Here is a 25,555-nt window from a genome sequence, read left to right as displayed (position 1 = left end):
TTACTCCTGAGGCACTCCTGCGGATGAAACCTCACCAAAGAGCATCACCACCTGATTCGGCGCCCGTGGCGTCTCTGACGTTGCACGACTTTTAAACGTTTCTTCCGTCTCATTGGGCATTCGGTGCCAGTGATTGCCGTGGTTGTCGTAGATGTGAGTAATCTCGCTCTCCGTTTCTCCCATGCCCACCAGAATGATGAACATTACCCGCTCTTGCAGTGCGGTCGCTACGGTCTGTTCCAGGGCTTCGATTCGCTTCTCAATGCTTTGCATGTTGCTCCTCCAACTTCGCAATCCGTGCCGACAGTTCATCGATCTCAGCAACCCTCGCAAGGGCCCCAAGGGCAGTTACAAGCTGTGCACCGTTGGACGGTGATAGCTGTCCTTCAGACACTGCGGCGATGACTGCGCGGCCCTGTTCGGTCAGGCTTCCATCTGTGGGTAGTTGAAGACCTACAGGCAAATCAATCGGCTTAACCGAGGGAATGACCTTATCCAAGACAAGGCGAGCGGCCTGTAGATCGCCACCTCTGGCCGCTGCAATCACCTGTTCAATGATTTCAGGGACATGCACAGATAACATCTGACGCAGCTTTGCAATCTCGCCGTGTCCAGGCGCTCTCCCGTTTGGGTTGCCGGACTGCCCCGGCTTGAATCGAGTGTCTTTTTTGTCTGCCATTGCCTGCTTTTTTCCTGCTCAATCAGGCGAAGTTGCCAACAAACCTCGGAGCTGTAGAGGTTCTGCCAACTGGGAACCGATCTGCGAACCAGCCGTTGCACCCCACTGTTGTGCACGCATTGCTTGGCCTTGATTCAACCTGCGAACCAGATCAGTCAACCCGTTGGTCGCATCCTCAGCTAGAAGGCCTTTGGAGAGCAGCAAGCTTCCGACCTGATCACGCACCGCCTGTGGTGTCGAGACTTGATTCCAAGCGCTTTTAAGTGCGCCCGCTGCACCCAGCACATTCCCAGACTTTGCGGCTGCCAACGCACCCCCCGCATCACCGAGGGCAGACATGTCCAGATCACCCGCTCCGAATTGACGAGCAGCGGTCTGAGAACCACGACCAACCGTCTCAAGTGACTTCAGGCGAGATTCCTTGGCGACCTTTGCAGCGAATGAACGGAATCGCAGCTCATCGCCGAAGATTGCAGAGAGCTTTTCCCTAGTGGCCGGTTCCTTCCACATCTTGAGGATTTCTGTCTGACCCGCTTCTTTGCCAAGTTTGCTGCGCAGTGCTTCAAATGCACCCAACTGAAACGCTTGCTTCTCAGAAGCGGATAAACCTTGGACTGCACCCGAAATCGCTGCACCATTCTTTGAGAGGCTGGAACGTCCGAGCTGAGCGGCATCGATCAGTGCCGACGGACCCGCAAAGGCATCCCGCGCACTCTTGTAGAGAGAAACACCGGTCTTCTGGTCTGTCGTGAGGTTGTCGAGCTCACCAACAAGCTTGCTCTTCAGGTCTTGATACGAAAGCCCCAGCGGAGTCAGCTTGCCAGCAACTGGATCCCACTGTTTGGCAATTTTTTGATCAATACCCTGCTTAACGTGGTCAAGGTCAGTCATCGTCCAGCTTGGCTTTTCAGGCAAATTGAGCAAGCTGCTGGAACGCTGAGGGGCGATGTCCAGAGTGAAAGGCATTTGACGAGCTGCTGCCATCTCACGACCCAGAGAGATAGCGCCTATGTCATCTGCTGCTGCAACGATGGACTTCAATGATTCAGATGGAGCAACAGATGTTCTGCTAAGTTGTCCATACAGTGGTGCTGCCGCCTCATGACGCTGGGAAATCCAAGACTCAAGTGTGGGCGAGAGTCGCTGTCCAGAAGTCTCCAATCCAGTCTCAGCCGCACTGATCAAACGGTCTGCACGCGTTGCCTGACGTTGATGAATCAACTGCTCAACAGCCTCTTTTGTACGCCCTGGCATTGTTGCCACCGTATCAAGCAACTGCTTTGTATTTTGTCCACCGGCATCCGCAAGGGTTGCCTCATTGCCAAGCTTGGTTAGACGAGATTTGACCTGCGTAATGGGATTGGATTGCCCAGACGTAAAAACTTCACCACGAGCATCCCTAGCCAAAGCTTCAGCAACCTTTTGCTTTGCCGCCTCAACTGCAGATGGAACAGAGAAGCGCTGCGAGACATTACGACCTGCAGCCCCCATACCCGCCAGAACGGGAGCACCAACAGCACCCAGGCCTACTCCAGTTGCTCCGCCCACCAATCCATCTTGAACGACGCCCTCCAGTGAGTCGGCCGTGGAGTCACCAACACCTTGGACTGCTCCGTACCCAAATCCAGATGCTGCAGCGTTTTTAATCTTCGCCCCTAGCCCTGCAACTGTACTTGCGTGCTTTACGGCAGCAGACATCGGAAGCATGGCCTTTGCATATCCAGCAGCACGTCCAAGTGGATTCAGTACCATTGTTGGGGCAGAAGTCGCCGTCTGAGTGAGCGCTGTTGTGATTGGGGCTTCATCTCTACGCGCATCTACCATTCCTCGATAGCCATCACGCAACTCACGGTAGTTCTCAGCCATTGGTCGTCCGTTGACAGCGGATTTCAGTGGCGTACCCAGCACGGCGAGCACTTCATCTCCGAAACCCATAAGAGGACCGTTAACAGCAGCTACAAGGCCCTGCAAGCTGGAGCTAGCCTGTCGACCCTCTTGATAGGCTGGCGACTTTGTATCTGCTCCAAACCGCTCATAGGCTTGATCGTATTTGTCGACGCTCGGTCCATTGAATTTAGCGAACGCTTCATCGTATTTGTCGGCCATTACTTAACTCCCGTAACCATCTTCCAGTTGGCCAGGGCCTTCTGATCTTTGAATACGTATGTTTTCCCATTGGGCGCAACCACGGAGAGTTGCGAATCGCTGCCACTGTTGGCCAGCGCAGGAACATCGGCAGGCTTGCCCAGCGCTCGGTCAGCATTGAGACCGTATTCACTTCCCTGCTGGCGATACTCACTCCGCTTGGAGTTGTAGGCGTGCGCACTCGCGGCAGTGAGCTCCGTGGCCAAAGCCAAGAAGTCCTGACGTTGAGTTGGCGTCAACTTCGTGCCACTCATGGACTGCGACAGGTATTCGCGGAGTCTGTCCATACGACCACCCGCAGCCATCGCCATACCTAACTCACTTTCGCGGACCACGGAGCCCGGATCAAGCAGCTTCATGATTTTTGTCGCCGCTGCTGTATCGCTGATGGGAGTACCTTGTGATAGCGATGCCTTGATCTGCTGAAAGGCACCTTGCATTGCGCTATGGTCTTTGTAGATGGGCTCTTGCTTGAAGGCACCACCAAGCTTCATCTCATTGTCAAAGCCTTTTTGACCGTCGCTCATGCTGATGTTGGTGGTTGACGCACCTGCACGCTTCTGAGCCAGTTGAAACTGCTCAAAGCTGCCTTTGTAGCCCTGCCCAAGTGCATATTCGTACTCTTGCACGGCTGCGGGTGCAGCCTTGGGCTTGGGCAGACTGAAAATAGGTTTCATAGTTTCGCGGTCAAGCATCACCTCGCCTTCTTTGATGGTGAGGGGGGTCTTGTCCTTTTGCAGGACTTGTTGCAAGCGCAGAGACTCCATCGGGTCAACGCCTGCCATCGCCTGTGCATAGCCTTGGAAATCAAACCCAGCCGGTTTAGCGGGTGTCATGCCGCTGGTGGACATGTTGCTCAGGCTAGGGCTGTACAAGTTTGGCCCTGTGTCCCCTTGGATGTTGAGGGGCACTTGTGGGCCTTGCTGCGCTGGAACTGCTGGGGTTGCGTAACGCTTCGCCAACTCTTCCATTTGCTTCTGCTTGGCCATCTGTGCTTGTGCTGCATCCAACTGGAGCTTTTGCATCTGCCCTTGAGCCTGACGGTTTTTGTATGCGTCGAATCCAGCCAAAGCCTCTTGAATCCGCTGCCCATCGTTGGCACCGTCAAAGCGAGGGCCAGCCGCAGCCAGCAGCCCAAGCGAGAAGCGGGTGTTGTCGTCGCCAAATGCGTCTAGTAGTCCTGCCATGATGTTCCTTTAATGAGCTATTTCGTTGTCGCTTGACCAAGGCAAAAATGCCAAAAGCCGTGAAATTTCAGGCACTTCGTACCAGCCGCCCGCATCGCTAGGAATTGAGAAAGAAAAATGTCCAATGTCTGTGACCACAGCCGCGTCCGATGCGACCAACAGTGGCCAAAGCCACGGCATCTGCTTTTGCACCGTTTCAGATACAAATGCTGCAAACGCTTCATTTTTTTCTTCGTCAGTCTTTGGAATCGGTCTTGGCTGGTGCGCTGACCATGGCGTGGATATGTAAACAGCCATGTCAAGCAACTTTGCGAGGTTGATGTTCTCGCAACATGATCAAGCTCGACAGCCAGTCGTTTACCTCCGCCTCCACAAACCCAACAGAATTGGGGCCAAGAGCGACGGGACATGGGAAAGCCTGCTGACGGAGGCGTTGATAGATGGTCGATTTGCAGAGGCCCGTTTTGCGAACCACCTCGGGCAATCGGAGGATGCGGATGCTTCCGGAATCTATAGTCTTTGCACTCATCGAGAGAACTCCCTTGGACTGGAATACTCTCTATTGAACGCCTCCGCACGTCCTAGAAAACCTCGTTTCTCAGGACAGTTGCAGGCAGTTTCTTGGCCTTACCGAGTTCATTGCGAATCGTTTTCAACTTGCCTTGAAACGCTTGGTCTTCCGTTCTCCCTGCTCGCAAGCCATCGCTTACAAATTGCCGTGAGAAGTAGGCCTTGAGCAGTTCGACATCTGAGGCCTCCTTGCGCCCAAATGCGGCGTAGAACCACGCCTTGATTTTTTGATAGTCCCGCCAGAGCGAAAGATAGAACTCCTGCGTGCGCTTCTTGGGCCTACCCCTTGAACGCAGCACTGCGGGAGGCCTGTCCGCCACCAGACCAGCGAGCTCATTGCAGCGGGGAAGTGACTCCCTATCCATCACCACATCCCCACACTTTTCGTCCACTTGCGGAAGTATTCCAATATATCGGCCTGAGCCTCAATCGGAAGCTCTAGGCATTGCTCCCTCATATCCTCACGCGCCTTCGGACTGTCGTCGTAATAGTCGCAGACCAACTCCGAGTACTTAAGCAGTTCAGCCGTAATACGAGGAGCAGTCAGGGCAGACGGTTGCGTGTTGCACGCACTGGCAAATGCAACATGCAACTTTTGCCCTCCAGTTGCACTCCTTTCTCCCTCAAGTTGCACACCAGTTGCATGGCTTGTTGCTGCCTGATTGGCTGTTTTGGGAGGCTGGCCAATGGGCGGTTGCACAGAAGTTTCCGCACCTGTTGCATAAATTGCCTTTGAAGTTGCGTGTTGCATCTCTAAGGGCGTGCAACTTGCAACTGCTTTTGTCAGTGCTTCTCGAAGGCTCATTACTTTGTCCCTCCGGTCACATCCCCAAGCTCCCTCGCCTTACGCAGATGCCTGGATACGGTGGACTTGTTCACCTCCAACTCCGCGCAGATCTCGCCAGGGGATAGGCCCTCTTTGGTGAGTGCGACGACACGGTCATAGGTGGAGTCCTCTACGGTGCTCCATTTCCACTCCGCGCGCACGTCGGTACCGCCAAGTGTGAGTTCAAGGCTTTCGGCTTGTCCCCCGCTCAAATGGCGACTCTTGGTAAATTCGGCAATGAAAACAGCGCCCTGAGAAGGGTCGTAGTCGTTAGGGCGTTTCAGGCGAATAACAGCGTCAAGCAAGTCCTCACGTTTGGAGGTTCCCCTCTGCTCGCCACCCTTTCCAGCATGGTGAACCAGCACTACAGCAATGCCCCTGCGACGTAAATGAAGAATCCAATCGGCAATAGGCGACCAGCTCTCCGCCTCGTTTTCCCGACCGGTTCGCGCCCATGAGCTGATGTTGTCCAGAAAGACGATCTCTGCATCTCCGATCATGTGATCGACGGCCACTTGACCTTCGATTGTTGAGATGTCCGGCAGTGTGCGTTCGTCAGGCAGCAGGTCCGGAGTGAAGACCCGTAAGTACCCACGCTCTGGCTCTACGTCAGGGCAATGCATCAGCAGCCGCTTTTGCATGACACTTCCCTGCAGCTCTCCGTCCAAATACAAGACTTTCCGTGGCTTTGGAGCCTGCCAATGAACAAAGCTCCCGCCTGTTGCACATGCGTATGCAACGCTCAAGCCAAAGTGCGTTTTGCCAATACCCCGAGCGGCGAAGATCATGCAAAGGTCTTGGGAATGCAACCAGGGCGCGAGAAATACCTCGCGCTCCTTGAAGTGCATCTGTGCGAGGTCGTGAGCGTCCAAGGCCTCAAGCGGCTTGAAGACGACCTTTTCTTGAGTGGGCTGTATGGCGCCAATGTCTGCAGCAAACTGATCCAGTTCCGCTGTCAGTTCTGCGTAGTTCTCTGCCTTCATTGAAATGCCTCCACCAAGCGGGTGATTCGATTACTTGCAACCATCACTCGTGCTTGGTCGACATCCGTAAGGCTTACGCCATTTGCGACATTGCCCGCCGCAACCGCTATCAGAGTGGCTTCAAAAGCCATGACGCTCAACGCCTGTCTTGGGCTTAAGGGTGTGGGCTTCTGCGGCAAAGACTGACGCCCATCCTCCACCCATGCACCTAGATGCTTCGCTGCGTCCACGAAGTCATTGCCGGTGGTCTTGATTTCGTACGCGAGTACATCACCACCCTTTTCTCCGCAGTTCATGCAGACCCATGCGCCGCTGGCCGCATTAACCCGCATCGAATTCCCGCCATGAAAAGAGCAGTCGGTGGTTTTCCACTTTGAACGGGCAGGCCCGGACAACTTGAGGCCCTTGGATTCAAAGTAACTGGTTGGCTCTGGGAGGAGGTTCCGATCAAAGCCCATTGATCACCCCCAGTTGAGTGGCAAATCGCTTCAAGGCGGCAAAGTCTTCGCAGTACCTGGTCATTCCGTACTTGCAGGCCGTAAAACCACCATTCTTTCCTCGATGCACTGCATGCCCCGCAAGTGCCATCTGGGCAATGAGCGTGTTTTCCTCTTTACTTGGGAGAGGTCGTGTGGCAAATTCTGCTGCTGAAACTGCGATAGTTTTAGCGCCCTTGATGCCCTGCGTGTCGAGGGCGTTTTCTTTTATGGGCGTAGCGGTTCCGCTCCGGTGGAGCTGGCTGTATTGGTCCATTGGTCGGCCCTCACTTACTAGCTTGAGCTTTAAGCCACGCACGGACATCACCGCACCGCCATGCCGTCACACGCACTGACAACTTAACTGGTGTCGGGAAGCTTTCCGATTTCACTTTTCGCCAAAGCGTCGGCATGCTGAATGGCAATGGTGCATTCGGACATCTTTTACTTTGAACAAGCTGGGATGCACGCATAAACGCGCCGTCTGGCATGGAGTCAAATGCATTTGTGCTTTGCATCGCGGCCTCCATCAATGGGTTGCCTGTTCGGTGCGCTTGACGTGCAAGCGTTGAACCAGCTCTCTAATTTCGGCCTCTGTCTTACCAGCGATACGCGCGGCATTGATAGCCTTAACTTCATCAGATGGCCAGCCTACAGAACGCTGTCCAATCGGCACGGGCTTGGTAAACAGCCCGGCGTGGATTGCGCTGTAGATGCTTGCATTGCTGCGGTGCCCTGTTTCCGCTTTGACAGTGGGCATTCTCCAGATTGACATATCTGGCCCCTTTCGTACGGCTTTGGCTGCCGTTGTTTTGATGGGGCAAATGTCAGTCTTCGGCGCTTTTGAGTCACTCCCTGAGTGCCAGCTAACCGTCCGTTCTGCCAGCAGGCGGGGTGCCTGCAAGCCAGACCTCTCTCAATTGTTTCTCTGTTACCTTAAAGTTCAATTCATTCCAAACTCGCTTTACATAGTCACGCGCGAAAGCCGACTTATTGTTTCCGTAGCTTTCCTTGTGGTGCGCCCACTCACTCTGCACAAACTCCTTCGCTTGACGAGCTGGTCTATTTTTTGCAATCCCCGCATTTCTAGCCTGCTCCCTCCTAATATCACCAGGCAACTGTTGGTTCGCTTTCTGCAGACCCTCCAAAGCCGCTTGAGATGCGAGGTGCTCAAGATATAGGGAGCTATAGAGGTTGGTAATTTTTTCCATGTTTTGGATCACTACGTCTATGTCTTCAGCGGAACTCCTCAATGACTCCGCTAGACGCCCACGGAGATACGCAGAAATCGAAACGTACTCAACCAGCGACTCCCACGTAGGAATGGCTTCCCAATCTCCGCTTCCCTTCCTTGATAGATGGGTTCCAAAAATTACTGCAATGACAACCAATCCACTGAGTAGCTGATCGTTCGCTTTGGAACTAGCATTAAGCAAGCGTTCCGCTCGTTCGGTATAGATGGTTAACTCAGCCTTTTGCTGGTCAGACAGAGGCTTGCGCTTTGCCTGATGCTTCAGCACTTGAATCATTGGGAATGCACTTCCACATTCCGCTAACAACTCTGCATTGAGACCACATCCGTCAATCAAAATATCTTCAATTGCAGAATATTCCCTATCCAACAGGTGCTCTAGCGCTCTATCCATAGGTTGTTTTCCTTTGATCGTTTTCAACTACGCAGAACCCTGCGATAGGCCTTCAAATTGGCATATGTCGGCAGCACGATGTACCTGACCTTGCATCGCTCCAGCTCTCCGATCGCATCAGCGAGATCTGCGTCGCTCATGCCCTCGGAACAAATTGATACCGCTGGCTCCTTCGGCGCACCGAGGATGGGAATCCAGCGCAAGTTACTCATGATGGGACTCCCGGAGCTTGGATGAAATTACACGCAACTTCTCCAAGTCGGTTTGAGCGTAGTTCGCAAGAACAATGATCCGCTCTTCGGCTCTCCCTATCTCTTCTTTGCTCTCAGGGCTGACCTGAACCATCGTGTCGGTGATCATCTCCAAAACAATGCGCAAACTGTCCTGAGCCGCGTAAATTTCTTCTGAGAATTTGCCGGGGGTGTGTTCGTCAGCTTTATGCATTTTGAATCTCCTCCGCAAGAGTCATCGCTTCACGGATACGACCAACTTGTGACGCGAGAAGCATCGTGAGCGCTGTCGATTCTTCGCGGTCCCAACGGGCAGTGTCGACCACTATATCGTGCTTTTTCAAGCGCTTCGCTAGCTCATCGTCGTAGCTTGCTGCGTGTGCGAGTTGCCAAATTAGCCCTCTCGCTACCTCAATCCACCCAGATAACGCGCCAGTCCAAACCGCCTGTTGCAATCCATCTTGAATATCGATGCTCTTCAATGTGACAGACTCTTGTTCACTTTTTGCCTCTGGGGCGATAATTCCTTTAGCCAATTTCACTCCGATACAGTGTTTACGGTTAGGGTCTGGTGAGGGCTCCACCCCTCCCCATTCCCGCCTTGATTGCCCTGCATAAACCGGCGCAGGGCTTGCCGGTTATTTCTTTTCAGGGATCGGCGCTTCGTCGATCTTGTCTCTGACCCATTGCGGTCCGCCCAAATCCTTCAGCTTGTCTTTTTGGCTCTCTGCCATCCGTATGACGACAGGAACCGTAACTTCCCCAGGCTTCAGGGATTTGCGGCCTTGTCCGCGCCCCGCACCACCTCGCGACTTTGCTGGTTCGTTGCTCATATTGAACTTTCACTTTACTTTTTTTGATATTGTATTCGTTAATCAAAATATTGCAATAGGCAGTTGTTCAAATGAGGGGCGTGTTCGGCACAAAGGAGGCATCATGAAAATTGAACTGGAAAGAGTGGCTCTCTACCAGGAGGTTTGGGATAGGCCGTTTGCAGACATCTGCAGTAAGTACAGGATGTCTCAATCTAAGCTACGAGCAGCATGTCGTGCTTTGGGAATACCTGTTCCGACCGAACGTTATTGGGCAAAGCTGGCCACCGGGCAAGATGCTGCCAAATCGCCTCTGCTAGAGGAATTTGACTGCTACACCTACGCCTACGAGCAGGTGAAATCACATGCAGACTTCGTGGAAGAAGAGGATCTCCATTGGCTAGAAAACAAGCTCAAATGGGAGCGCGCGCGCGAAAACCTGATTGCTGTGGTTTCGCCCCCGACGAAGTGGGACCCAGCCATACGAGAGGTAAGAAAACACTTGGAGGCTCAAGCAGTCCGAGTGAACCAACAAATTGCCGAGTACGAGGCGAGAAAGTTAAGGCCACGAAACGCAAATAGAAGTTGGGAGCCCGATTGGAACAATCCCTCCGGCCCAGTGGAGGCAGGCGCATTCCTGGTGGACAAACATTCGGTAACAGGCTTCCGGGTATCGCCAGCCACTTTCAAGCGCGCGTTGTCCATCGCCAATGCAATTGCTATGGCATGCAGATCAAGGGAACTGAAGTTTGAAGTGCTTAAAACCCACGGTCCTATAGTCATAAGTAGAGAGGCCGCCACGATTACGCTAGCATTACGCGAGCGACAGGAGGTTGCTCCTTTGCCAAAAAGTGTTCTCAGCCCCTCAAGGCATTACCTCCCGACCGACAAGCTTGCGCTTGTAATTAGTAGGCACGGTGGAAGCGATTTGCAAATTGTCGATTCAGCAGACTTCAAAGTAGAAGATCGACTAAACGAAGTGTTCTGCTGCATGTGGAAGCAAGTCGTGCGCGAAAAAGAAGAAGGCCGACACCGATCTTACGAACAGCAGGAGAGAGAGGAAATTGCAAAGATCGAAGAAGACATTCGTGGACGATTGGCCGCAGAGCACGCCCTTAAAGATGCAGAAGATGCGAGGAAAGCTGCCTTGGTTGCCGACGCCGAATCATTTGCTACTGCCGAGCGAATTCGGGCCTACGTGCAAAACGCTTCAGAACTAGTCACAGATGAGCTGCACGACCTGTTTTCGCAATGGCGAATGTGGGCGCTCGATGTTGCTGACGCCAAAGATCCCACGAAAGCACTTTTCAAAAAGCTGAGAGAGGGAAACCACCCGAGCTAAACCAAGCCCGCCGCCCGCATTTGGCTGTTCAATTTTTTGGCCTTTTCATATTGCCTTTGAACATGTGCATCAAGATCAGATTGCATGACGTAGAGGGGCCCTTTCCTCGTTCCTGTGATTCGGAATGCAGGCACTGGTAACAGTCCATTCGATGCCTTGCGGGTAGCGACACGCTCAGAGATCCCAAAATACTCCTCGCAGATGTCTGCCAACAAAAGTCGTTTGTCTTCCGTCATTGAGCAGCTCCATCCTTCGGATGCTGCTCACAGGATGATTTGTGGAGTTTCAGTGCAGCGACTTCGACCTGCAGCTTCTCCACCTGCAAATTTGCGAGGCGATCGTCTCTAAGCTGGATCACAGAATGCCATTTACTTGCACCCCATAGACTGATGATGACACCCAAAGCAATGACACCACCGGCAAACGTATTGGCCGTTCCCTCATTGCCCTTTGTCACTTCCAGCATCCGTTTGTTCAACTTCAAAATCTCGTTGTCCTCGACAGTCTTGCCGACTTTTGCCTCAAGCATCACCACCGCCTGGTAGTACTGCATCTTTTTGTCCAACGATGACGAGTAAACCGCGACAAAGGAGAAGATCGAAGTAACGATCAAAGTGAGACCAAACAGGCACGCGAACTTGTAGATGTTGTCGGTCGGTATGGGAAGGCTTGGGTTCATTGACTGTGTTTTCGCTATGCTGCTTTAGTGCCGATGGGAACAACTTTACTTCCCAACTCAGCGCTAGACGTCGAGCAAAAGTCTGCCCACTTCTGCATTAATTTTCGACGCTTTTCAAACGCATCACTCCGCAGGTATGCACGCTCAACGGCATCACCAACGGTATGTGCCAGAGCCTTCTCAGAAATCTCATACTGAAAATTCGTGCGGTCCTGAGCCCAATCTCTGAAGGTAGAACGGAGACCATGAGGCACGGCATTACGTCCGTTATCACTTTTGTATCCCATGCCCTTCATCAATTTACTCATGGCCATATCTGACAGAGGGGTCCCTTTACGGGGAGACGGAAACAGAAGGTCAGACCCAGCCATCCTTTCAAGACCCTCTAACAGTGTTATGGCTCGCTTGGACAAAGGAACACGGTGAGCGACACCGGACTTCATGCGTTGTCCAGTTCCCTCCCCTTCGCTGTCTTCACCTGGGATAGCCCAAGTCTTACCCACCAAGTCAATCTCAGACCAAGTGGCATGCCGTACGTTGTGCGATCGAACACTAGTCAACAACAAGAACTCCAGCGCCCTTGCACTTTGCCCAGATATAGCGCGAAGGTCTTTTGCAAAGTTCCCAACCTGATTGACTTGAACTGCTGGCTGATGCCTGACTTTCTTCACCTTGTTGGGGGACGCTAATTGGTTATCAAGGTTGTCTTTCCAAGCAGCAGGGTTGTCTCCAGTTCGATGGTTCAGAGTCTTGGCGTAGCTAAGAATCGCTTCAATTCGCCCACGGACGTTCACAGCGGTCGTCGTTTTGGTAAGCCAAATCGGCCGAAGAATGTCCAAGATATGAGAGATCGCAACGTCCCTGACCCAGAGTTGGCCGATGACCGGATATGCATACTTCTCCAGGGTTGATGTCCATTGAGCCGCATGCTTCTCATTTGTCCAGCCGGGCGTATGCGCCTCAATGTATTCCTCTGCGCACTGTTTAAAAGTCACGTTCTTGGCTCGACTTCTAGCAAGTGCTGCACGGCCTTCCTTTCTCGCTTCAATCGGGTCAAAGCCATCGAAAACTTGCCGCTTAGCACTACGGGCCCGCTCCTTAGCATCCGCCAAAGTAACGTCTGGATAGCCCCCCAATCCCATCTTCCGCCTCTTACCTGCAATCGTCGTCCGCAGCACCCAGCAGCGCGCGCCCGTCTCAAACACCTGCAAGCCTAGGCCTGAAACCCCACCCACGGCGTGAAAGCCGACCTTTGTGAGACGCTTGATCTCGAGCGCGCCCAACTCCTTGACTATCTTTGGCATTCTTTTCTTTGCATCAACTTATGTACCAATAATAATGAGATTAAGTGATACGTCAAGAAACCAACTGATGCAATGAAATGCTTACTCCCCTGAGGGGATCATCTGACTTGATACGATATGAGCCTTCTCAATACCTGTACTTGGCAGACACAGCTTCCGCCAGAACGCAACTTGATAAGTTGTTGATTTTTAAGGGATTTACTGCATTTTAGCAGCCTAAGCATCAACAAGCAAATATCAAAGCTACTATCAAATGCCACAGCGGTTCAAACCCTGTGGCGTTTTTCTTTCTGGATTGCGCACTTCCTATTGCCATCTGCACGGAGGCGTTTGGCAAGACGTGCTGTCTGGCAAAGTTATTGAGTTGACGATGGTTGTTGGTAGGCGCTTACACTGAAAGCGTCACGGCAACACCACCATTCGGTGCGGGCTTGCCGCTGACCAGCGCGTAGGGCAGACACCAGCCCACTGCCGCAAAGCCCACTTTCCCTGATTCGTAATTCTCTGAGCCCATCAGCAACTCGGGTTGACTTTGCCCTGCGCGTTGATTTCAACCCTTCAAGGAATCAATCCATGGCTACAGCACTTGTCCCCTCAAATTTCCAACCCCACTTTAAGCGCGTCGCAGCAGGCGAAGACCGGCATGCAGATGTGTACTGCGTCATCGCATCCCTAGTTGGCAACGCCAAGACACTGGACGACATCCGCAAACAAGCCGAAACGCTGGGCGTGCCCAAAACAGGGCCGTACTACCCCTATATCGACGGCGACCTGATTGCCAAACTTCTGGCGGGGTATGGCCTGGTTGCCACGGTGTGGAAAGAGTCCAAAGACTTCAAGGATTTGCCCGATGTGGCGATTGCGATGGTGGATTACGACGCGGACTGGGAGGTGGGCCGATGCGTGGTCTTCCACCGCATGCGTTCAGCAGACGGAAAAACCGCCCAGTCATATTGTGTGGACTCGTCGGCGGGCAAACCTGCGGTCACCACGGACCTGACCGGGTTGATCCCAAGCTGGTACATCGGTGTCACACAAATGCAAAAGACGTCAAGTAAGTAAACCATGAGAGCCGACCACCGCTATCTGATGCTGGAGTTTGGCAATGCTGTTTGAACAACTCTTAATCCACCCATTGCAGAAGATTGAGTTGATCGACCCATGGCCGGGAGACACTCCCGGTGTTGCAGGAGTCAGCTTGCTTGCCGGTGCCATGATCTTGCACTTCGATCAGACAGCGATGGTTTGCACCTCCCCATTGCGGTACATGCGCAGCCAGTCAGGGACCACCATCGCAGTTCCTGGCACGGAAAGCATGGCATCTCTGGGTTACCGGCTCACGCTGACACCACGGGACGACGCGGATCTGATGTTTCCGTCATGCCTTCACCGCAGGGTGATTGCACCCAAGGAATGGATGGTGTCCGCTGATCCCAACGCCGCGTCCGTCGGCCACGTGTTGCTGCTGGCCGAAGTGGAGCAGAAATCGCAGGCTGCATGGTCATTACGGATGCAGTTTCTTGGCGGTTCGTACTGCCTGACATGGCGACCAGACCTCGACGGCTGCATTGAGTTCGCACCAGCGGGGCGCCAGCACACCATTGACCGTATCGTAGTCACCAGTCAGGACGGCGCATTTGGATGGCTCCACCCAGCCTATCCGCATCCGTTTGTTCTGGACGAAAGCTGCTGGCGCTCAGCCCAGGTCAGCGATTGGCCGTGGCCTTTACGCAAGGTGCTGCAAAGTCAACATGCACGGGAAACGGTCTACCGAGACACGATGTGCCGAGCCTTGGCAGCGAGATTTAGACAGGCACCACTGCTACGGCAGCGGTTGCTTGCACTGCGTTACCCGACGCAGATCGAGGGCGTACCGGACGGACTGATCCTCGACGTTGCTGCTGAACTACATGCAATTGTTAACTTGGGTCCAAATCAAAGCCCCTCGATATGGACCGCGACATGAATCGAGTTCTTATTGCTCAGATTCGATCACTTTTTCATCAAACTGGCTATTGAAAGCGGAACATGAGTCCAAAAAAACTTGAATACAATGACTTCCATGAAGAAAAGGAAGTCAAAATGGATGAGCAAGGATACTTCCACACGTTCCCAGCCGTGCAAGGTTCCCAAGCCGGAAGGCATTTTTTTATCGCAATGTGTCCTCTTCGCATCATTCCAAAACTTTTTGTTTTTGATGAAGAAGAAGTTCCGCCAGAGCTTCGTGCACAGCGCACCCTCAATCGTGCTCGTGTGCCAGAAATCGCACAGTACTTGGTGGATAACCCAGCAAGCTATGTAATGTCCGCACTGACTGTTTCTGTAGACAGTCAAGTCAAGTTTAATGCCATCGACCCAAGTAAGCAGGCATCGCTGGGCTTCCTCCAAATTCCCATGGATGCACGCATCCTAATTAACGATGGACAACATCGTCGTGCGGCAATCGAAGAGGCTATCAAGGAATCGCCAGAGCTAGGGCACGAAAACGTGCCTGTCCTCTTCTTTATAGATGAGGGACTAGACCGAAGTCAGCAAATGTTTGCGGATTTAAACAAGTACGCAGTGCGACCGAGTTACTCCCTGTCGACCCTGTACGACCACCGTGACCCGGGGTCTGACTTGGCGCGGTACCTAGCTGGTAATTGCTTGGCATTTAAGGGGTTGGTAGAGATGGAGAAGTCCACTATATCAAACAGATCTACCAAGCTCTTCACGCTCAGTGGGATCAAGCACGCTAGTCGCGCACTACTGCGGAAGTCTCTGCGCGAAGCAGTGTCAAGTGAAGAAAAACTGCTTGCAAAGGAGTATTGGGATACTGTTGCCGAAAATGTTGCTGATTGGATTCGTGCGCGTACCAAACAAGTATCTACGGCAGAGCTACGTCAAGAGTATGTGCATTCGCACGGTGTTGTGCTTCACGCATTAGGTATTGCCGGTGCAGCTTTGCTTTCTCAAAACCCAAAGGGGTGGAAGAACCAGCTAAAGGCGCTCAAGAAGATTGATTGGTCACGCACCAATGTGGCAGATTGGGAAGGTCGAACCATGCTGCATGGGCGCATCAGCAAAGCATCGACCAATGTGCGACTTACAGCGAACTACATCAAGCAGGTTTTAGGGGTTCCCTTGTCTGAAGATGACAAGCTGATCGAATCCTCTCAAGCCGTCAGCAGCTAAGAATACCTTACTGGAACAAACATGGAACATTTAGCAACGTCGCGCGAAGACGTCCTTAGGATTTACCGACATGACAACCGACCTTGGGTAATCGGCTATAGCGGAGGCAAAGACTCCACGGCAGTAGCTCGCCTAGTCTTTGAGAGCTTGCTCTCCCTACCAGCCGAGGAAAGGACCAAGCCCGTTTTTATTGTCTCTTCAGATACGTTAGTTGAGACCCCCTTGGTTGTGGGAATCATCAAGGACACTCTTGAGGCGATGGGTAAGTCCGCATTGACGCTTGGGTTACCTATAGTGGTTGGGCCGCCGGTAACACCCCAGACAGATGAAACTTTTTGGGTCAACCTGATTGGTCGCGGCTATCCAGCCCCTACCAGGCAGTTCCGATGGTGCACCGAGCGGATGAAGATTGACCCGGTCAGTGATTTCATAAAGAGTAAGGTAGCGGCGTATGGAGAGGTGATTGTTGTACTGGGATCGCGCAGCCAAGAAAGCTCCTCTCGTGCGCAAGTGATGCGGAAACATCGCATCGAAGGTTCACGACTGTCACGCCACGTCAGCCTACCGAACGCATTTGTATTCACCCCCATTGACGAATGGTCTGCTGACGATGTTTGGGAGTACTTATTTTCAGGACCGGCCCCCTGGGGTGGCGATCACCAGGCGTTGTTTGACTTGTATAAAGGATCGAACGCCGGGGAATGCCCATTGGTTATTGATACGAGCACACCGTCGTGTGGAAATTCACGTTTTGGCTGTTGGACCTGTACCGTCGTGACCCAAGACCGAGCGATGGATGGACTGATTGAGACGGGCCACACTTGGATGGTCCCTCTGCGAGATTTTCGCAATGAACTTTACAAGTCCACATTGCCGGAAAATAAGGCTATTTATCGGAGCACCAAGCGCCGAGACGGCTCGGTCACGGTGTTGACAAATAAGAAGACCGGTGAGGACAAGCACATTCTTGGCCCTTACAAAATGGAATACCGCCGAAAGTTTCTTGAAGATTTACTGCAAATCCAAAAGACCATCGACAAGACCAATCCTGGACCTGCTTACGCGCTCATCACGAAACCGGAGTTGGAAGCCATCCGTGTTCAGTGGCGTTTGGATCCCAATGAGCCAGATTGGGAAGATAGTTTGCCGCAAATTTATCGCCGCGTGATGGGGAACGCGGCCGACATAGCTTGGGAGGTGAACGACGATTTTGTGTTTGCAGGTGGAGAAGAGAGCCTGATCGCCGAGCTAAGTGCAAAACACGGCGTGTCCAAAGAACTGTTTATGAAACTCATTGAACTTGAGCTTTCGTTTGAGGGCTACTCGCGCAGGTCAAAACTACAAGACAAGTTAGGTGAGCTGCTAGCACGTGACTGGGCTGTAGGCGACAAAGTGCTGACACGCAAGATGGGTGAACGGGTCGTCGTGAGGGATCGCGACGATCAAGAAAAGGCTTTGCTAGCCAAGTATGCAACTTTGCAGGGGGCGTTGGGCGATGCTGCTTAAGAAACTAACACTTGTAGATGTCGGCACTTACGCGGGCCAACAAGACTTTGATCTTGCTCCTCGCATTAAATATGGGGCCAAGCGCCCGATCATATTGTTTGGTGGATTGAACGGAACCGGTAAGACCACATTTTTGACGGCTGTGCGCTTGGCACTGTATGGCCGCCAATCACTGGATGTAACACCAACACAAAAGGAGTACGAAGAGTATTTGCTGGAACTGATACATCGGCCAAGGCATCTTTTGGTAAAGGCAAAACAAGCCAGCGTAGCCCTGGTATTTGAACATGCCCGTATGGGCGAAAGAGCAACCTATAACGTGGTTAGATTTTGGGAGGAGCGAGGTAAGGGAGCAGAGGAGCGTCTTGTTATCTACCGAGACGACGCTACCGAGGCATATTTGAGTGATGAGCAGGCCCAAAGTTTTTTGAATCAACTGGTGCCTCCAGGTGTCGCCCAGTTTTTCTTTTTTGATGGTGAAAAAATCTCTTCACTGGCAAAGGATGACTCCGATGCAGTTTTAGCAGATGCGATCAAAAGGCTGCTGGGGCTTGACTTAGTTGATCGGCTCAATAGTGACTTGAACGTTTTTATGCGTAGCCATCGGGCTTCCTTGGGTGATAAAAAACTTAGAGAGGAAATTGATCTTCATGAAACAGCTCTCGCTGCCGCAGAGGAACTTTCTGGCCTCTTGGGTAAGAAGCGGAATGCACTTGAGGAGCAACGCACCTTAGCGACCGAGAACTTCCACAACAAGAAAGCCGAGCTCTCATCACAAGGAGGGGCATGGTCAGTAAATCGATCTGAACGTGAGGCGGAGTTAGATCGTTTGCGTGAAAAGCGATTGCGACACGAAGAGGCGCTGCGAGAAGGTCTCAATGGGCTAGGTGTATTTGCGCTGGCGCCAAATGCTTGTCGACGTGCAATTGCCACTCTGACAGCAGCAGAAGGACAGTTGGATATTGAAACGGTCAAACGAGCCGTCACAACCCGCGCCGATGAACTCATAGATGTTCTAACAAAGGCGATCTCGATTGGAGCAAAAGATCAATCGACCTTAGCAGCAACAGTGGATGCTTGGGTCAGCGGCTTTGATGTGGGTGTCTCAGAGGCTGAAAAAAAGGTGTCCCTAGGCTCTGCTGATATTCGGCAGGTACGCAACGCGTTGGAAGGTCAAGTGAGAATCGAGCATCAGACGCTCAAAGCAGAATTTCAGCAAGCTCGAACGACGCTTGAACAAGAAGAAAAAATTCAAGATCAACTTGCACATGCACCTAGCGATGACTCAATTAAAGCGGCTTTTGAAGCTGTCACGGTAGCCGCACAAAAACTTGGCGGAATTGAGGTCGAAAGAAGGATGCTTATTGAAGAGCAGCGCAAAGTTCTATGGCAATCTATCGAGCTGGTGAGGAAGCTGAAAAAACTTGAGGAAAAGCTGGTCAGCGAAGGGGGGGTTGAACGTGGTCACCTCGCGGCGGAATCAACCCAGGAATTGATTGCAGAGTTCAAAGTATCGGCAGCGCAACATAAGTGTGAATTATTGCGGCAGCACTTCGTGAAGGCATTTAAGCGTTTGGCACGTAAGGACGACATCGTGAGGGATGCGCACATTGATGCGGAGACTTTTCAGGTCACGTTAAAAGACGGTTCGGGTCGTGACGTTGCCAAGAAGCGGTTGAGTGCTGGGGAAAAGCAAATCTACTCCATTGCGATGCTGGAGGCGCTAGCGAAAACCTCCGGTCGAAACTTGCCTGTGATTATTGATACGCCCTTGGGACGACTGGACAGCAAGCATCGCACAAAACTTGTGGAATCGTATTTCCCAGTAGCTAGTCATCAGGTCATTGTGCTGTCCACAGATACGGAAGTGGACAGCAAGTTTTACGACGATTTGATGAACAAGATTTCACATGCATACCACCTGTCATTTGATGAGGACAGTGGTTCAACTGAAGTCAAGCCTGGCTATTTTTGGCGCAACACTGCGGAGGTGCACTGACATGTTGCCTAAGAGAATGAAAATTTCAAAATCATCAGCAGATAGCCTGAAGATGCTTAAAGGTCGGACAGGGGTGACACCAAACTTGATTTGTCGAATTGCGCTCCTCTTGTCCATCGAAGACGGAGAACAAGGTGGCCACCGTACCTGCGACCAAGATGGCAATGAATTCAACTCGTCAACATTGTTTGGAGACCATGGTCTATTGTTTGAGTGCTTGTTGCGAGAGCTACATGGTGAATTAGATACGAAGGCATGTGCCTCCACTATCGCTAGTCATATCGAAGTAGGCCTAGACCGATTGAGAAAATCCAAAACTCTCTTGGAGCTCGTGGAACATAGTGGACTCACCAGTGCAAACGTGGGTACGAATATGTAGAAAACGGATTTGATGCATTTCCAATCGCAGTTGGGCTTGCTCCAACCGGAGACAAAAAAGGGTGCCTTAAGAGCACCCTTTTTTTGCAACTGATTGCGTTAGATCGAAACCTCTTGCGCCAATACTCCATAGCACAAACGATAGGCTGCAGGCTTTTTGCCGACCTCAGCCGGTTTTTCCTTGTTGGAGATGTGTTCTTCTTTAATGATGTCGCACATTTCATCAATAGTTGCATCCAACACTACCATTGGATCGCGAATCCATTTAAACAAGCCATTGTCCCAATCGGACTTAGAAATATTGGCACGAAACGCCGAGATCATTGGGAACAACCAGCCTACAGGAAAGAACCCATCAATCTGGCCACCTGCAAAATAAGCCTCACGCTGCTTATGTGCAACTGATGCAACCCGACCAGTATTCTTGGCATTGGCGGTTTTAACTTTGAGGCGTGGCAGTAGTTTCACGCCACGGCGCTGCACCTCATCTGCGAGCTTCAAGATCTCCTGAAGTTTTGGCAGCATGATGTCAAAGCTCTGCACCGGAGTCGGTCCAGTTTGATCTTCTGCAAATTTGTCCAACACTTTTCCTGTCTGACCGAAGTAAGTGTTCGGATGTGTCTTGCGGTCTGGAAACACTGTGAGGTTCAGCGCAACCATCAAGGAGAGCAAATACTGAACATCAACTGGTTTGGGGTCGCCTTGGAAATAAGCGATCTGGTCGTGACCAGCCTTGCCGTCCATTTGATTCTTAATTTTGTCAAACAAACCACGCAAGTTTTCTAGACTCTTGTCATCAACCTGGAGCGAGCGGTTTAAGCCCTCTGCCATCGCAGGGATAACATCTTTTTCCAGCCCTTCAAAGATGTGCAAACGCACCATGGCATTCCATGGATCAGGACGATCAGGATCTTCGCTGGTCTGGAAAATAGCGGACAGCGTGTGTGCCCCGTTTGGAACGCCATGTTGGGCTTTGTCAGAGAGCGTAAGGGTTAGCTCACCCTTGCCGCCAGCACTTTTCACGTGCTCAGCTTTCTCCACCAAGATAGTGATGCCGTTGTTCATCAATGCCATCATGTCTGGCTTTTCCATCAAGGTTTCAACAATCGCAGTGGCGACCGGACCTTTGAGCTCGTCAGAGCCTTTTTTTAATGAAGGAGCGCGGGGATTTACTTCGAGCCAATCACGTAGCTCGGTAGGTAGTGCCTCAACGGCGACATAACAACTACCAACCTTAGGACGTGAAGAATCCTGATTGACGAAGGGGATGGGGTGAGAGCGATATTCGTCGACAGGAAGACGAACAATAAGAGAAGAAGCCATGGTAAATTTTCCTTAACAGAAGGCCTGAGCCCGCTACAAAAAACGTTTGCAATTACGCAGACGCACTTTTGTTGGCAATTCGGAATCCCTACCGGGACGCTGAATTAACGCCAACGGTCAGAATATACCCTATTCTTCAACTTTGGTGTCAAGCTTTATTTAAAAACTTTCGACCCCACCCTGCCTGGAAAAACCTATGGGCAGATGTGATGCGTGGCACTTACTTCGGACAGCACGAACCCTTCGATGTTTCCGCAACAGTTAACCGTTGCCGGAATTCTCTAAGCTGCAGAAGACTGGCAGTTGGTAGCGCCGACTGAGCAAGAACGTCATCCTAGCCAAAGTTTCACCAAGCTGGACAGCCAATGCGACCGATAGCTAAAGTGATGCCATCGGCGCTGCTGGCCATGTTGGCGGCGGTAGGCCGTGCCGCGTGAGCTGCGGGTAAACTCAATACATCCAAACCAAAGGGCTGCGGCATACGTCGTAGCCCTTTGTCGTTTCTGGCTTCGCGCTCATGCGGCTGAACCTCAACTGGGAAAACAGCCATGAAGACCGAACCTCTTCCCCCAATGCCAGGCACCACGCTTGAGCACCTACGCCCTGACCAGATTTGCGATGAACCGCCAGCGTTGTTCTCGCTGGGCAATGTGGTTGCCACCCCTGCCGCATTGGCAGTGATCCAAAAACACGGCGCATCTATTCCGCATCTGTTAACTCGGCACCAGACTGGCGACTGGCAGGACGAGCTGTGCACCAACGACCGCAATGCCAACTGGCGGGCGGCATTCAGTGGCGAACGCGTCCTGAGTGCATTCAATATCGGCACTGCCGACCAGCCCGTCAAGATTTGGATCATCACAGAATGGGATCGAAGCTACACCACGGTTTTGACCCCGGCATGCTATTAGCCATGGGCGAGGAACCCGTCTCCACGCGGCCAATGCGAGAACTGCTGCTGCAACAGCCACTGTTGCCGATCACCCCGGATCACCGCATTGACGATGAAGCTGCCGACGCAGATTTACTGCTTGAGCTGGCCGACAAGGCCGAAACGGTGATGAGCACCATCAACTTGGGTCTGTCCGCCGTGGGCACGATCCTGGCGCACGCCTCGCCCGAGGTAGGTAGTGAAATCTCAGGCTACATGATTGAAGCTCTTGGCTGGCATATAGCGGACAGCTCAGATGCCGCAGCCGCTTTGCTCAGCCTCGTCCACGCATGCAGGCATTACACCGCCGACCATTCGCCACCCCAGCCCAAGAAGGCTCCGATGGTCAGGTTCTGACACAGAACGCCATCGCAACATCCCCACCAGCCGCGCACCGTCGCGGCTTTCGTTTATGCGCTTAACGTCGGCACATCACATATGTGTCGGCGTCAAAAGCGACCAAATTTGTGAGTAAAACCATGCAGAAAACCATCCACCAAAATGCTGCTCCAGCCACCAAGGAACTAGCGGACATGACCGCTGACGACTTTGCACGCGCAGCCCGCGCCGCTTCGACCCGGCGTGAGAATGCAAAAGATGTTCGTTACTTCATTCAACAAGGTGGAACGCTGCCAGCAACTCCGGCGGTTTTGGTAGCGTGGTTGACCAAAGTCGCCAGCCAGTTGGCCCCAGCCACGATACAGCGGCGCATGCTGTCCGTTGGACTGTGGCATCAAGAAAACGGGCACCCATCGCCCATCACCGACCCTCAGGTCAAACGGGTATTTGCCGGAATTGGCCGTACAGTGGGCTTGGCACAGCGCATGGTCGCGCCTTTGGTACGGGATGATTTACTGGCCGTTCTGGTGGCGGTGGATCGACAGAAGCCCATGCGTGCAGCCAGAGATACAGCCTTGCTGCTGACCATGTTCAGTGGGGCACTGCGCAGAGGCTCCGCCATTGATATTCTCGTCGAGGACATCACAGCGCACGAGTACGGCATTGATCTGCTCTTGCGGCGAAGTAAGACCGATCAGGCGGGTAAGGGGTTGGTGGTCAGTATTCCGTATGCGTTGGGCGACAAATGCCCGGTGAAGGCCATTGCCAAGTGGCGCGAATTGGCAGGCATTGAGTCAGGCTACCTTTTCCGTAGCGTGAACAAGCACGATCAGGTTGGGGCGACCAAACTGCACGCTGATTCAGTCTGCCGTATCGTCAAGCACGCCATCATGTTGTCGGGCCGCGACGCTAGTAAGTACAGTTCACATTCGGCCCGGGCGGGCTTCGTAACTTCCGCCGCCGCTGCACAAATGCCCTTGGCGGACATTGCACAGGTTACGAAGCATCGCGGCTTGCAAAGCCTTCAGCGGTACTTGCGGGTGGTGGATCAACGCCGCACAAAGTCGTTGCTTTGATCGTTTTCAAAAAGCATTAGGGATGATCCGGTGCTTTTGTTGGTCAGCCTTCCATTCAGGACTTGATTCAGTTTGCTGCTGGGATGGACTAGAATGATTGTTGGCTTAGGGAGCCAGCCCCTCCCGCCCGACTTCGGGCAAGGTGAATCCCTTCAAATTTTTCTTCCACTTTGCTTCACAAGTGAGCACAGAACGGAAACGGGAGGACCTGTTCTATCGTGTGTTCACGCGCGGAGTAAGGTATGTCTCTCTCATCTTTTGAAGTTAAGCAAATTGCCGCCTACATCAAGGCGTCATGTTTGCACCTCCCCCCAACTTTTGATTCGCCCAAGTTAGGTCAGTGGCTGGATGCCATTTCTCGCTCATCAGGATTCCGCGACTGGAACGCATTGAGTGCGATTGCGCCAGATGTTCCTAAAACCGAATGGGGCGAATGGTCCGGGGCTTTCTTCGGTTTTGCGCGGGTGTTGATTGATGGCAAGGAAGCCACCAATCATTTTTCTTGGCACCGCAACAACGAATCCAGTCGGCACGAGATTGCCGAAAATTTAGCCAAGTCTGTCATGGATCACCATGGCGCAACGATCCGCGGGGTCAAATTAAAGTACTCCCAATCCGATTGGCGGCAGTCTGAATTTCAGATAGTCACGGCTGCTACGGTGCGCCAGCAGATGCCGTTCCACAGGAATGCTGCATCACCAATCGTTGCGACATCTGCCGACAAAGATGTCACTATGCTGATCTGGTGGCTAAGTGAAAGTTACACGATGGCGGAGCATTTGCCAAAGCGAGAGCGCAAATTCAGTTGCCATTCATTTCGCTTCGACTCCGACGAATCGCCAGGTGCGGTTTCTGGCACCACCCCGCAGGGGCCAGACTCACTAACCGATCACTTTCTCAAAAACGTGACAGGCGCAGTTCTACCCAAAAGAACTTGTCTATACATTTCTCTACTGCCTAACGGCCCAGATGGATCATTCGTCCCAGTCAGGGTTCAGGAATGCAACGGCCAAGGTGAATTGACATCATCTGATTTTGGATTTGATAGAGACGAAGCTGTGCTGCAAGTGCAGGCCCTCAACGCCAAGAGCGGATTAACAGTGGCCGACATGGAGGCCATTGCCCGCAGATATAACAAGCATGAGCCTTATCCAGAGGAGGATTTTTGCGAATTCTCCGGCATCTATGACGAATGAAACCAGTTGTCGTCAAAGGAACTCACCATGCCAGCTTATCACTATCAATGTGCATCCTGTTACTGCACTCTTTCCTTAGATCCTGAACCTGACGATGGCATTTATTATTCTGTTGTCAACGGCGATTTATGTTGGTCATGCCAAGCCACGCAGGATGCGAACGACCAAAACGATGACGATGACGACTAGAGCGGATATGTAGCCATCTATTTCTTACGAAGTGACTGAATGGCTCCCTGATGTTGATTTTCGCGGAAAGCCATTTGACATCGGGGTGCTTCGCTTACACAGGTTAAAAAGTATGCTGACAGGCAGCCACTTGGCATCATCTGCATAACGCACAGGCCGTCAGCAACCAGACCCTTAGTAGCAAGTGCCCCGTGTCTCGAACGGCAACTTTGGCGGGCTGCCCTATGATCCACGGTCGAGCAGACGGTGCGGTCAACTCCAGCAGCAGGCCTACCATTGTGCCAACTCCGATTCGGACTCGGTAGGCTTGGCAGTCGCAGTGTCCGTGTCACCCGATTCGGCAGGCTCGATTTTGCCAATGGGGCGTACCCGGACATCACCATTGTCCAGCACACGAATAGACACCGATCTGCCTACCGAAAGGCCGGACGCAGCCAAAACAGCAGCAGGTAATCTCAGGCCAACCGAGTGGCCCCAGCGGTTTAGACGGGTACTCATGGTGAATTTCTCCTTGCATAGCCAATGAATACCGTCAAATTGCGTGGGTGCTGCCATTGGCTCAATC

The 25,555-nt window shown here is 52.4% G+C and carries 34 protein-coding genes; 11 read left to right on the top strand and 23 right to left on the bottom strand.

The genetic code is table 11. From position 1 onward, the window contains the following. The 18 genes from FDM28_RS07620 to FDM28_RS07540 form a co-directional block, all read right to left on the bottom strand. Positions 1–273: a hypothetical protein gene (locus FDM28_RS07620; protein WP_138514566.1), complete on the bottom strand. Its 273-nt coding sequence runs from the start codon at positions 271–273 to the stop codon at positions 1–3. After that, positions 260–679 (bottom strand): DUF5681 domain-containing protein, encoded by a 420-nt coding sequence (locus FDM28_RS07615; protein WP_138514565.1) that lies wholly within the window; start codon positions 677–679, stop codon positions 260–262. The genes FDM28_RS07620 and FDM28_RS07615 overlap by 14 nt, the downstream gene beginning before the upstream one ends. Before the next feature lie 18 nt (positions 680–697). Further along, positions 698–2,785, bottom strand: a complete 2,088-nt coding sequence (locus tag FDM28_RS07610; protein WP_138514564.1) for a hypothetical protein — start codon at positions 2,783–2,785, stop codon at positions 698–700. Next, on the bottom strand, positions 2,785–4,011 hold the full coding sequence (locus tag FDM28_RS07605; protein WP_138514563.1) for a hypothetical protein: 1,227 nt from the start codon (positions 4,009–4,011) through the stop codon (positions 2,785–2,787). The genes FDM28_RS07610 and FDM28_RS07605 overlap by 1 nt, the downstream gene beginning before the upstream one ends. A gap of 9 nt (positions 4,012–4,020) precedes the next feature. Next, positions 4,021–4,308 (bottom strand): hypothetical protein, encoded by a 288-nt coding sequence (locus FDM28_RS07600; protein ID WP_138514562.1) that lies wholly within the window; start codon positions 4,306–4,308, stop codon positions 4,021–4,023. A 1-nt stretch (position 4,309) separates the two neighbouring features. Then, complete coding sequence (locus FDM28_RS07595) at positions 4,310–4,540, bottom strand: helix-turn-helix transcriptional regulator (protein ID WP_170211656.1); 231 nt, start codon at positions 4,538–4,540, stop codon at positions 4,310–4,312. 52 nt (positions 4,541–4,592) lie between these two features. Beyond that, positions 4,593–4,973, bottom strand: a complete 381-nt coding sequence (locus tag FDM28_RS07590; protein WP_138514561.1) for a hypothetical protein — start codon at positions 4,971–4,973, stop codon at positions 4,593–4,595. Further along, positions 4,946–5,386 carry a hypothetical protein gene (locus tag FDM28_RS07585; protein WP_138514560.1) on the bottom strand — a complete coding sequence of 147 codons (441 nt, stop codon included), beginning with the start codon at positions 5,384–5,386 and terminating at the stop codon, positions 4,946–4,948. Before FDM28_RS07585 ends, FDM28_RS07590 begins: the two co-directional genes overlap by 28 nt. Then, complete coding sequence (locus tag FDM28_RS07580) at positions 5,386–6,390, bottom strand: AAA family ATPase (protein ID WP_138514559.1); 1,005 nt, start codon at positions 6,388–6,390, stop codon at positions 5,386–5,388. The genes FDM28_RS07585 and FDM28_RS07580 overlap by 1 nt, the downstream gene beginning before the upstream one ends. Further along, positions 6,387–6,848 carry a CHC2 zinc finger domain-containing protein gene (locus FDM28_RS07575; protein ID WP_138514558.1) on the bottom strand — a complete coding sequence of 154 codons (462 nt, stop codon included), beginning with the start codon at positions 6,846–6,848 and terminating at the stop codon, positions 6,387–6,389. The genes FDM28_RS07580 and FDM28_RS07575 overlap by 4 nt, the downstream gene beginning before the upstream one ends. Beyond that, entirely contained in the window at positions 6,838–7,143 is a 306-nt protein-coding gene (locus tag FDM28_RS07570) for a hypothetical protein (RefSeq protein ID WP_138514557.1), read from the bottom strand. Before FDM28_RS07570 ends, FDM28_RS07575 begins: the two co-directional genes overlap by 11 nt. 10 nt (positions 7,144–7,153) lie before the next feature. After that, positions 7,154–7,279: a helix-turn-helix transcriptional regulator gene (locus tag FDM28_RS17920; protein ID WP_240791975.1), complete on the bottom strand. Its 126-nt coding sequence runs from the start codon at positions 7,277–7,279 to the stop codon at positions 7,154–7,156. Between the two features lie 116 nt (positions 7,280–7,395). After that, on the bottom strand, positions 7,396–7,626 hold the full coding sequence (locus FDM28_RS07560; RefSeq protein ID WP_240791942.1) for a helix-turn-helix transcriptional regulator: 231 nt from the start codon (positions 7,624–7,626) through the stop codon (positions 7,396–7,398). 106 nt (positions 7,627–7,732) lie between these two features. Further along, on the bottom strand, positions 7,733–8,539 hold the full coding sequence (locus FDM28_RS07555; RefSeq protein ID WP_138514554.1) for a hypothetical protein: 807 nt from the start codon (positions 8,537–8,539) through the stop codon (positions 7,733–7,735). Then, positions 8,536–8,724 carry a hypothetical protein gene (locus FDM28_RS17635; RefSeq protein ID WP_170211654.1) on the bottom strand — a complete coding sequence of 63 codons (189 nt, stop codon included), beginning with the start codon at positions 8,722–8,724 and terminating at the stop codon, positions 8,536–8,538. The genes FDM28_RS07555 and FDM28_RS17635 overlap by 4 nt, the downstream gene beginning before the upstream one ends. Next, positions 8,717–8,956: a hypothetical protein gene (locus FDM28_RS07550; protein ID WP_138514553.1), complete on the bottom strand. Its 240-nt coding sequence runs from the start codon at positions 8,954–8,956 to the stop codon at positions 8,717–8,719. Before FDM28_RS07550 ends, FDM28_RS17635 begins: the two co-directional genes overlap by 8 nt. After that, positions 8,949–9,284, bottom strand: a complete 336-nt coding sequence (locus tag FDM28_RS07545; RefSeq protein ID WP_138514552.1) for a hypothetical protein — start codon at positions 9,282–9,284, stop codon at positions 8,949–8,951. Before FDM28_RS07545 ends, FDM28_RS07550 begins: the two co-directional genes overlap by 8 nt. A gap of 96 nt (positions 9,285–9,380) precedes the next feature. Next, the gene (locus tag FDM28_RS07540) at positions 9,381–9,575 is read right to left on the bottom strand and encodes a hypothetical protein (protein WP_138514551.1); all 195 of its coding nucleotides are present in this window, start codon (positions 9,573–9,575) and stop codon (positions 9,381–9,383) included. A 103-nt stretch (positions 9,576–9,678) separates the two neighbouring features. Between FDM28_RS07540 and FDM28_RS07535 the strand changes: the two genes are divergently transcribed. After that, on the top strand, positions 9,679–10,896 hold the full coding sequence (locus FDM28_RS07535) for a hypothetical protein (protein WP_138514550.1): 1,218 nt from the start codon (positions 9,679–9,681) through the stop codon (positions 10,894–10,896). On the opposite strand, the gene FDM28_RS07530 is transcribed toward FDM28_RS07535, so the two are convergent. From FDM28_RS07530 to FDM28_RS07520, 3 genes are read right to left on the bottom strand one after another with little or no spacing between them, the layout of a single operon-like run. Further along, a complete protein-coding gene (locus tag FDM28_RS07530; protein ID WP_138514549.1) occupies positions 10,893–11,132 on the bottom strand; it encodes a pyocin activator PrtN family protein in 240 nt (79 codons plus the stop codon). The genes FDM28_RS07535 and FDM28_RS07530 overlap by 4 nt on opposite strands. Continuing rightward, positions 11,129–11,575 carry a hypothetical protein gene (locus tag FDM28_RS07525; protein WP_138514548.1) on the bottom strand — a complete coding sequence of 149 codons (447 nt, stop codon included), beginning with the start codon at positions 11,573–11,575 and terminating at the stop codon, positions 11,129–11,131. The genes FDM28_RS07530 and FDM28_RS07525 overlap by 4 nt, the downstream gene beginning before the upstream one ends. A 14-nt stretch (positions 11,576–11,589) precedes the next feature. Further along, positions 11,590–12,879 carry a tyrosine-type recombinase/integrase gene (locus FDM28_RS07520; protein WP_138514547.1) on the bottom strand — a complete coding sequence of 430 codons (1,290 nt, stop codon included), beginning with the start codon at positions 12,877–12,879 and terminating at the stop codon, positions 11,590–11,592. Positions 12,880–13,452: 573 nt separating this feature from the next. Between FDM28_RS07520 and FDM28_RS07515 the strand changes: the two genes are divergently transcribed. The 6 genes from FDM28_RS07515 to dndE all read left to right on the top strand — a co-directional run bounded on the left by FDM28_RS07515 (position 13,453) and on the right by dndE (position 19,937). After that, the gene (locus FDM28_RS07515) at positions 13,453–13,941 is read left to right on the top strand and encodes a hypothetical protein (RefSeq protein ID WP_138514546.1); all 489 of its coding nucleotides are present in this window, start codon (positions 13,453–13,455) and stop codon (positions 13,939–13,941) included. Positions 13,942–13,984: 43 nt separating this feature from the next. After that, positions 13,985–14,845 (top strand): hypothetical protein, encoded by an 861-nt coding sequence (locus FDM28_RS07510; protein ID WP_138514545.1) that lies wholly within the window; start codon positions 13,985–13,987, stop codon positions 14,843–14,845. Between the two features lie 62 nt (positions 14,846–14,907). Then, positions 14,908–16,053 (top strand): DNA sulfur modification protein DndB, encoded by a 1,146-nt coding sequence (gene dndB / locus FDM28_RS07505; RefSeq protein ID WP_206021933.1) that lies wholly within the window; start codon positions 14,908–14,910, stop codon positions 16,051–16,053. A gap of 21 nt (positions 16,054–16,074) precedes the next feature. Further along, positions 16,075–17,559 carry a DNA phosphorothioation system sulfurtransferase DndC gene (dndC, locus tag FDM28_RS07500; RefSeq protein ID WP_138514544.1) on the top strand — a complete coding sequence of 495 codons (1,485 nt, stop codon included), beginning with the start codon at positions 16,075–16,077 and terminating at the stop codon, positions 17,557–17,559. After that, complete coding sequence (dndD, locus tag FDM28_RS07495) at positions 17,549–19,558, top strand: DNA sulfur modification protein DndD (RefSeq protein ID WP_170211652.1); 2,010 nt, start codon at positions 17,549–17,551, stop codon at positions 19,556–19,558. The genes dndC and dndD overlap by 11 nt, the downstream gene beginning before the upstream one ends. Beyond that, complete coding sequence (dndE, locus tag FDM28_RS18185) at positions 19,470–19,937, top strand: DNA sulfur modification protein DndE (protein ID WP_138514542.1); 468 nt, start codon at positions 19,470–19,472, stop codon at positions 19,935–19,937. The genes dndD and dndE overlap by 89 nt, the downstream gene beginning before the upstream one ends. Before the next feature lie 98 nt (positions 19,938–20,035). Here dndE and FDM28_RS07485 read toward each other — a convergent pair whose 3' ends face one another. After that, a complete protein-coding gene (locus tag FDM28_RS07485; protein WP_138514541.1) occupies positions 20,036–21,259 on the bottom strand; it encodes an AIPR family protein in 1,224 nt (407 codons plus the stop codon). 548 nt (positions 21,260–21,807) lie between these two features. On the opposite strand from FDM28_RS07485, the gene FDM28_RS07480 reads away from it, so the two are divergent. The 4 genes from FDM28_RS07480 (at position 21,808) to FDM28_RS07465 (ending at position 24,801) form a co-directional block, all read left to right on the top strand. After that, positions 21,808–22,170 carry a hypothetical protein gene (locus tag FDM28_RS07480; protein WP_240791941.1) on the top strand — a complete coding sequence of 121 codons (363 nt, stop codon included), beginning with the start codon at positions 21,808–21,810 and terminating at the stop codon, positions 22,168–22,170. Next, complete coding sequence (locus FDM28_RS07475) at positions 22,161–22,547, top strand: hypothetical protein (protein ID WP_138514540.1); 387 nt, start codon at positions 22,161–22,163, stop codon at positions 22,545–22,547. The genes FDM28_RS07480 and FDM28_RS07475 overlap by 10 nt, the downstream gene beginning before the upstream one ends. Before the next feature lie 122 nt (positions 22,548–22,669). After that, positions 22,670–23,605 (top strand): site-specific integrase, encoded by a 936-nt coding sequence (locus FDM28_RS07470; RefSeq protein ID WP_138514539.1) that lies wholly within the window; start codon positions 22,670–22,672, stop codon positions 23,603–23,605. A 242-nt stretch (positions 23,606–23,847) separates the two neighbouring features. Next, complete coding sequence (locus FDM28_RS07465; protein WP_138514538.1) at positions 23,848–24,801, top strand: hypothetical protein; 954 nt, start codon at positions 23,848–23,850, stop codon at positions 24,799–24,801. 459 nt (positions 24,802–25,260) lie between these two features. Here the strand turns inward: FDM28_RS07465 and FDM28_RS07460 are convergent, their stop codons facing one another. Next, positions 25,261–25,488 (bottom strand): AbrB/MazE/SpoVT family DNA-binding domain-containing protein, encoded by a 228-nt coding sequence (locus FDM28_RS07460; RefSeq protein WP_138514537.1) that lies wholly within the window; start codon positions 25,486–25,488, stop codon positions 25,261–25,263. Positions 25,489–25,555: the final 67 nt, after the last annotated feature.

Source organism: Rhodoferax bucti (assembly GCF_005876985.1).
Taxonomy (GTDB): Bacteria; Pseudomonadota; Gammaproteobacteria; order Burkholderiales; family Burkholderiaceae_C; genus Allorhodoferax; species Allorhodoferax bucti.
This window is presented reverse-complemented; position numbering and strand designations above follow the sequence as displayed.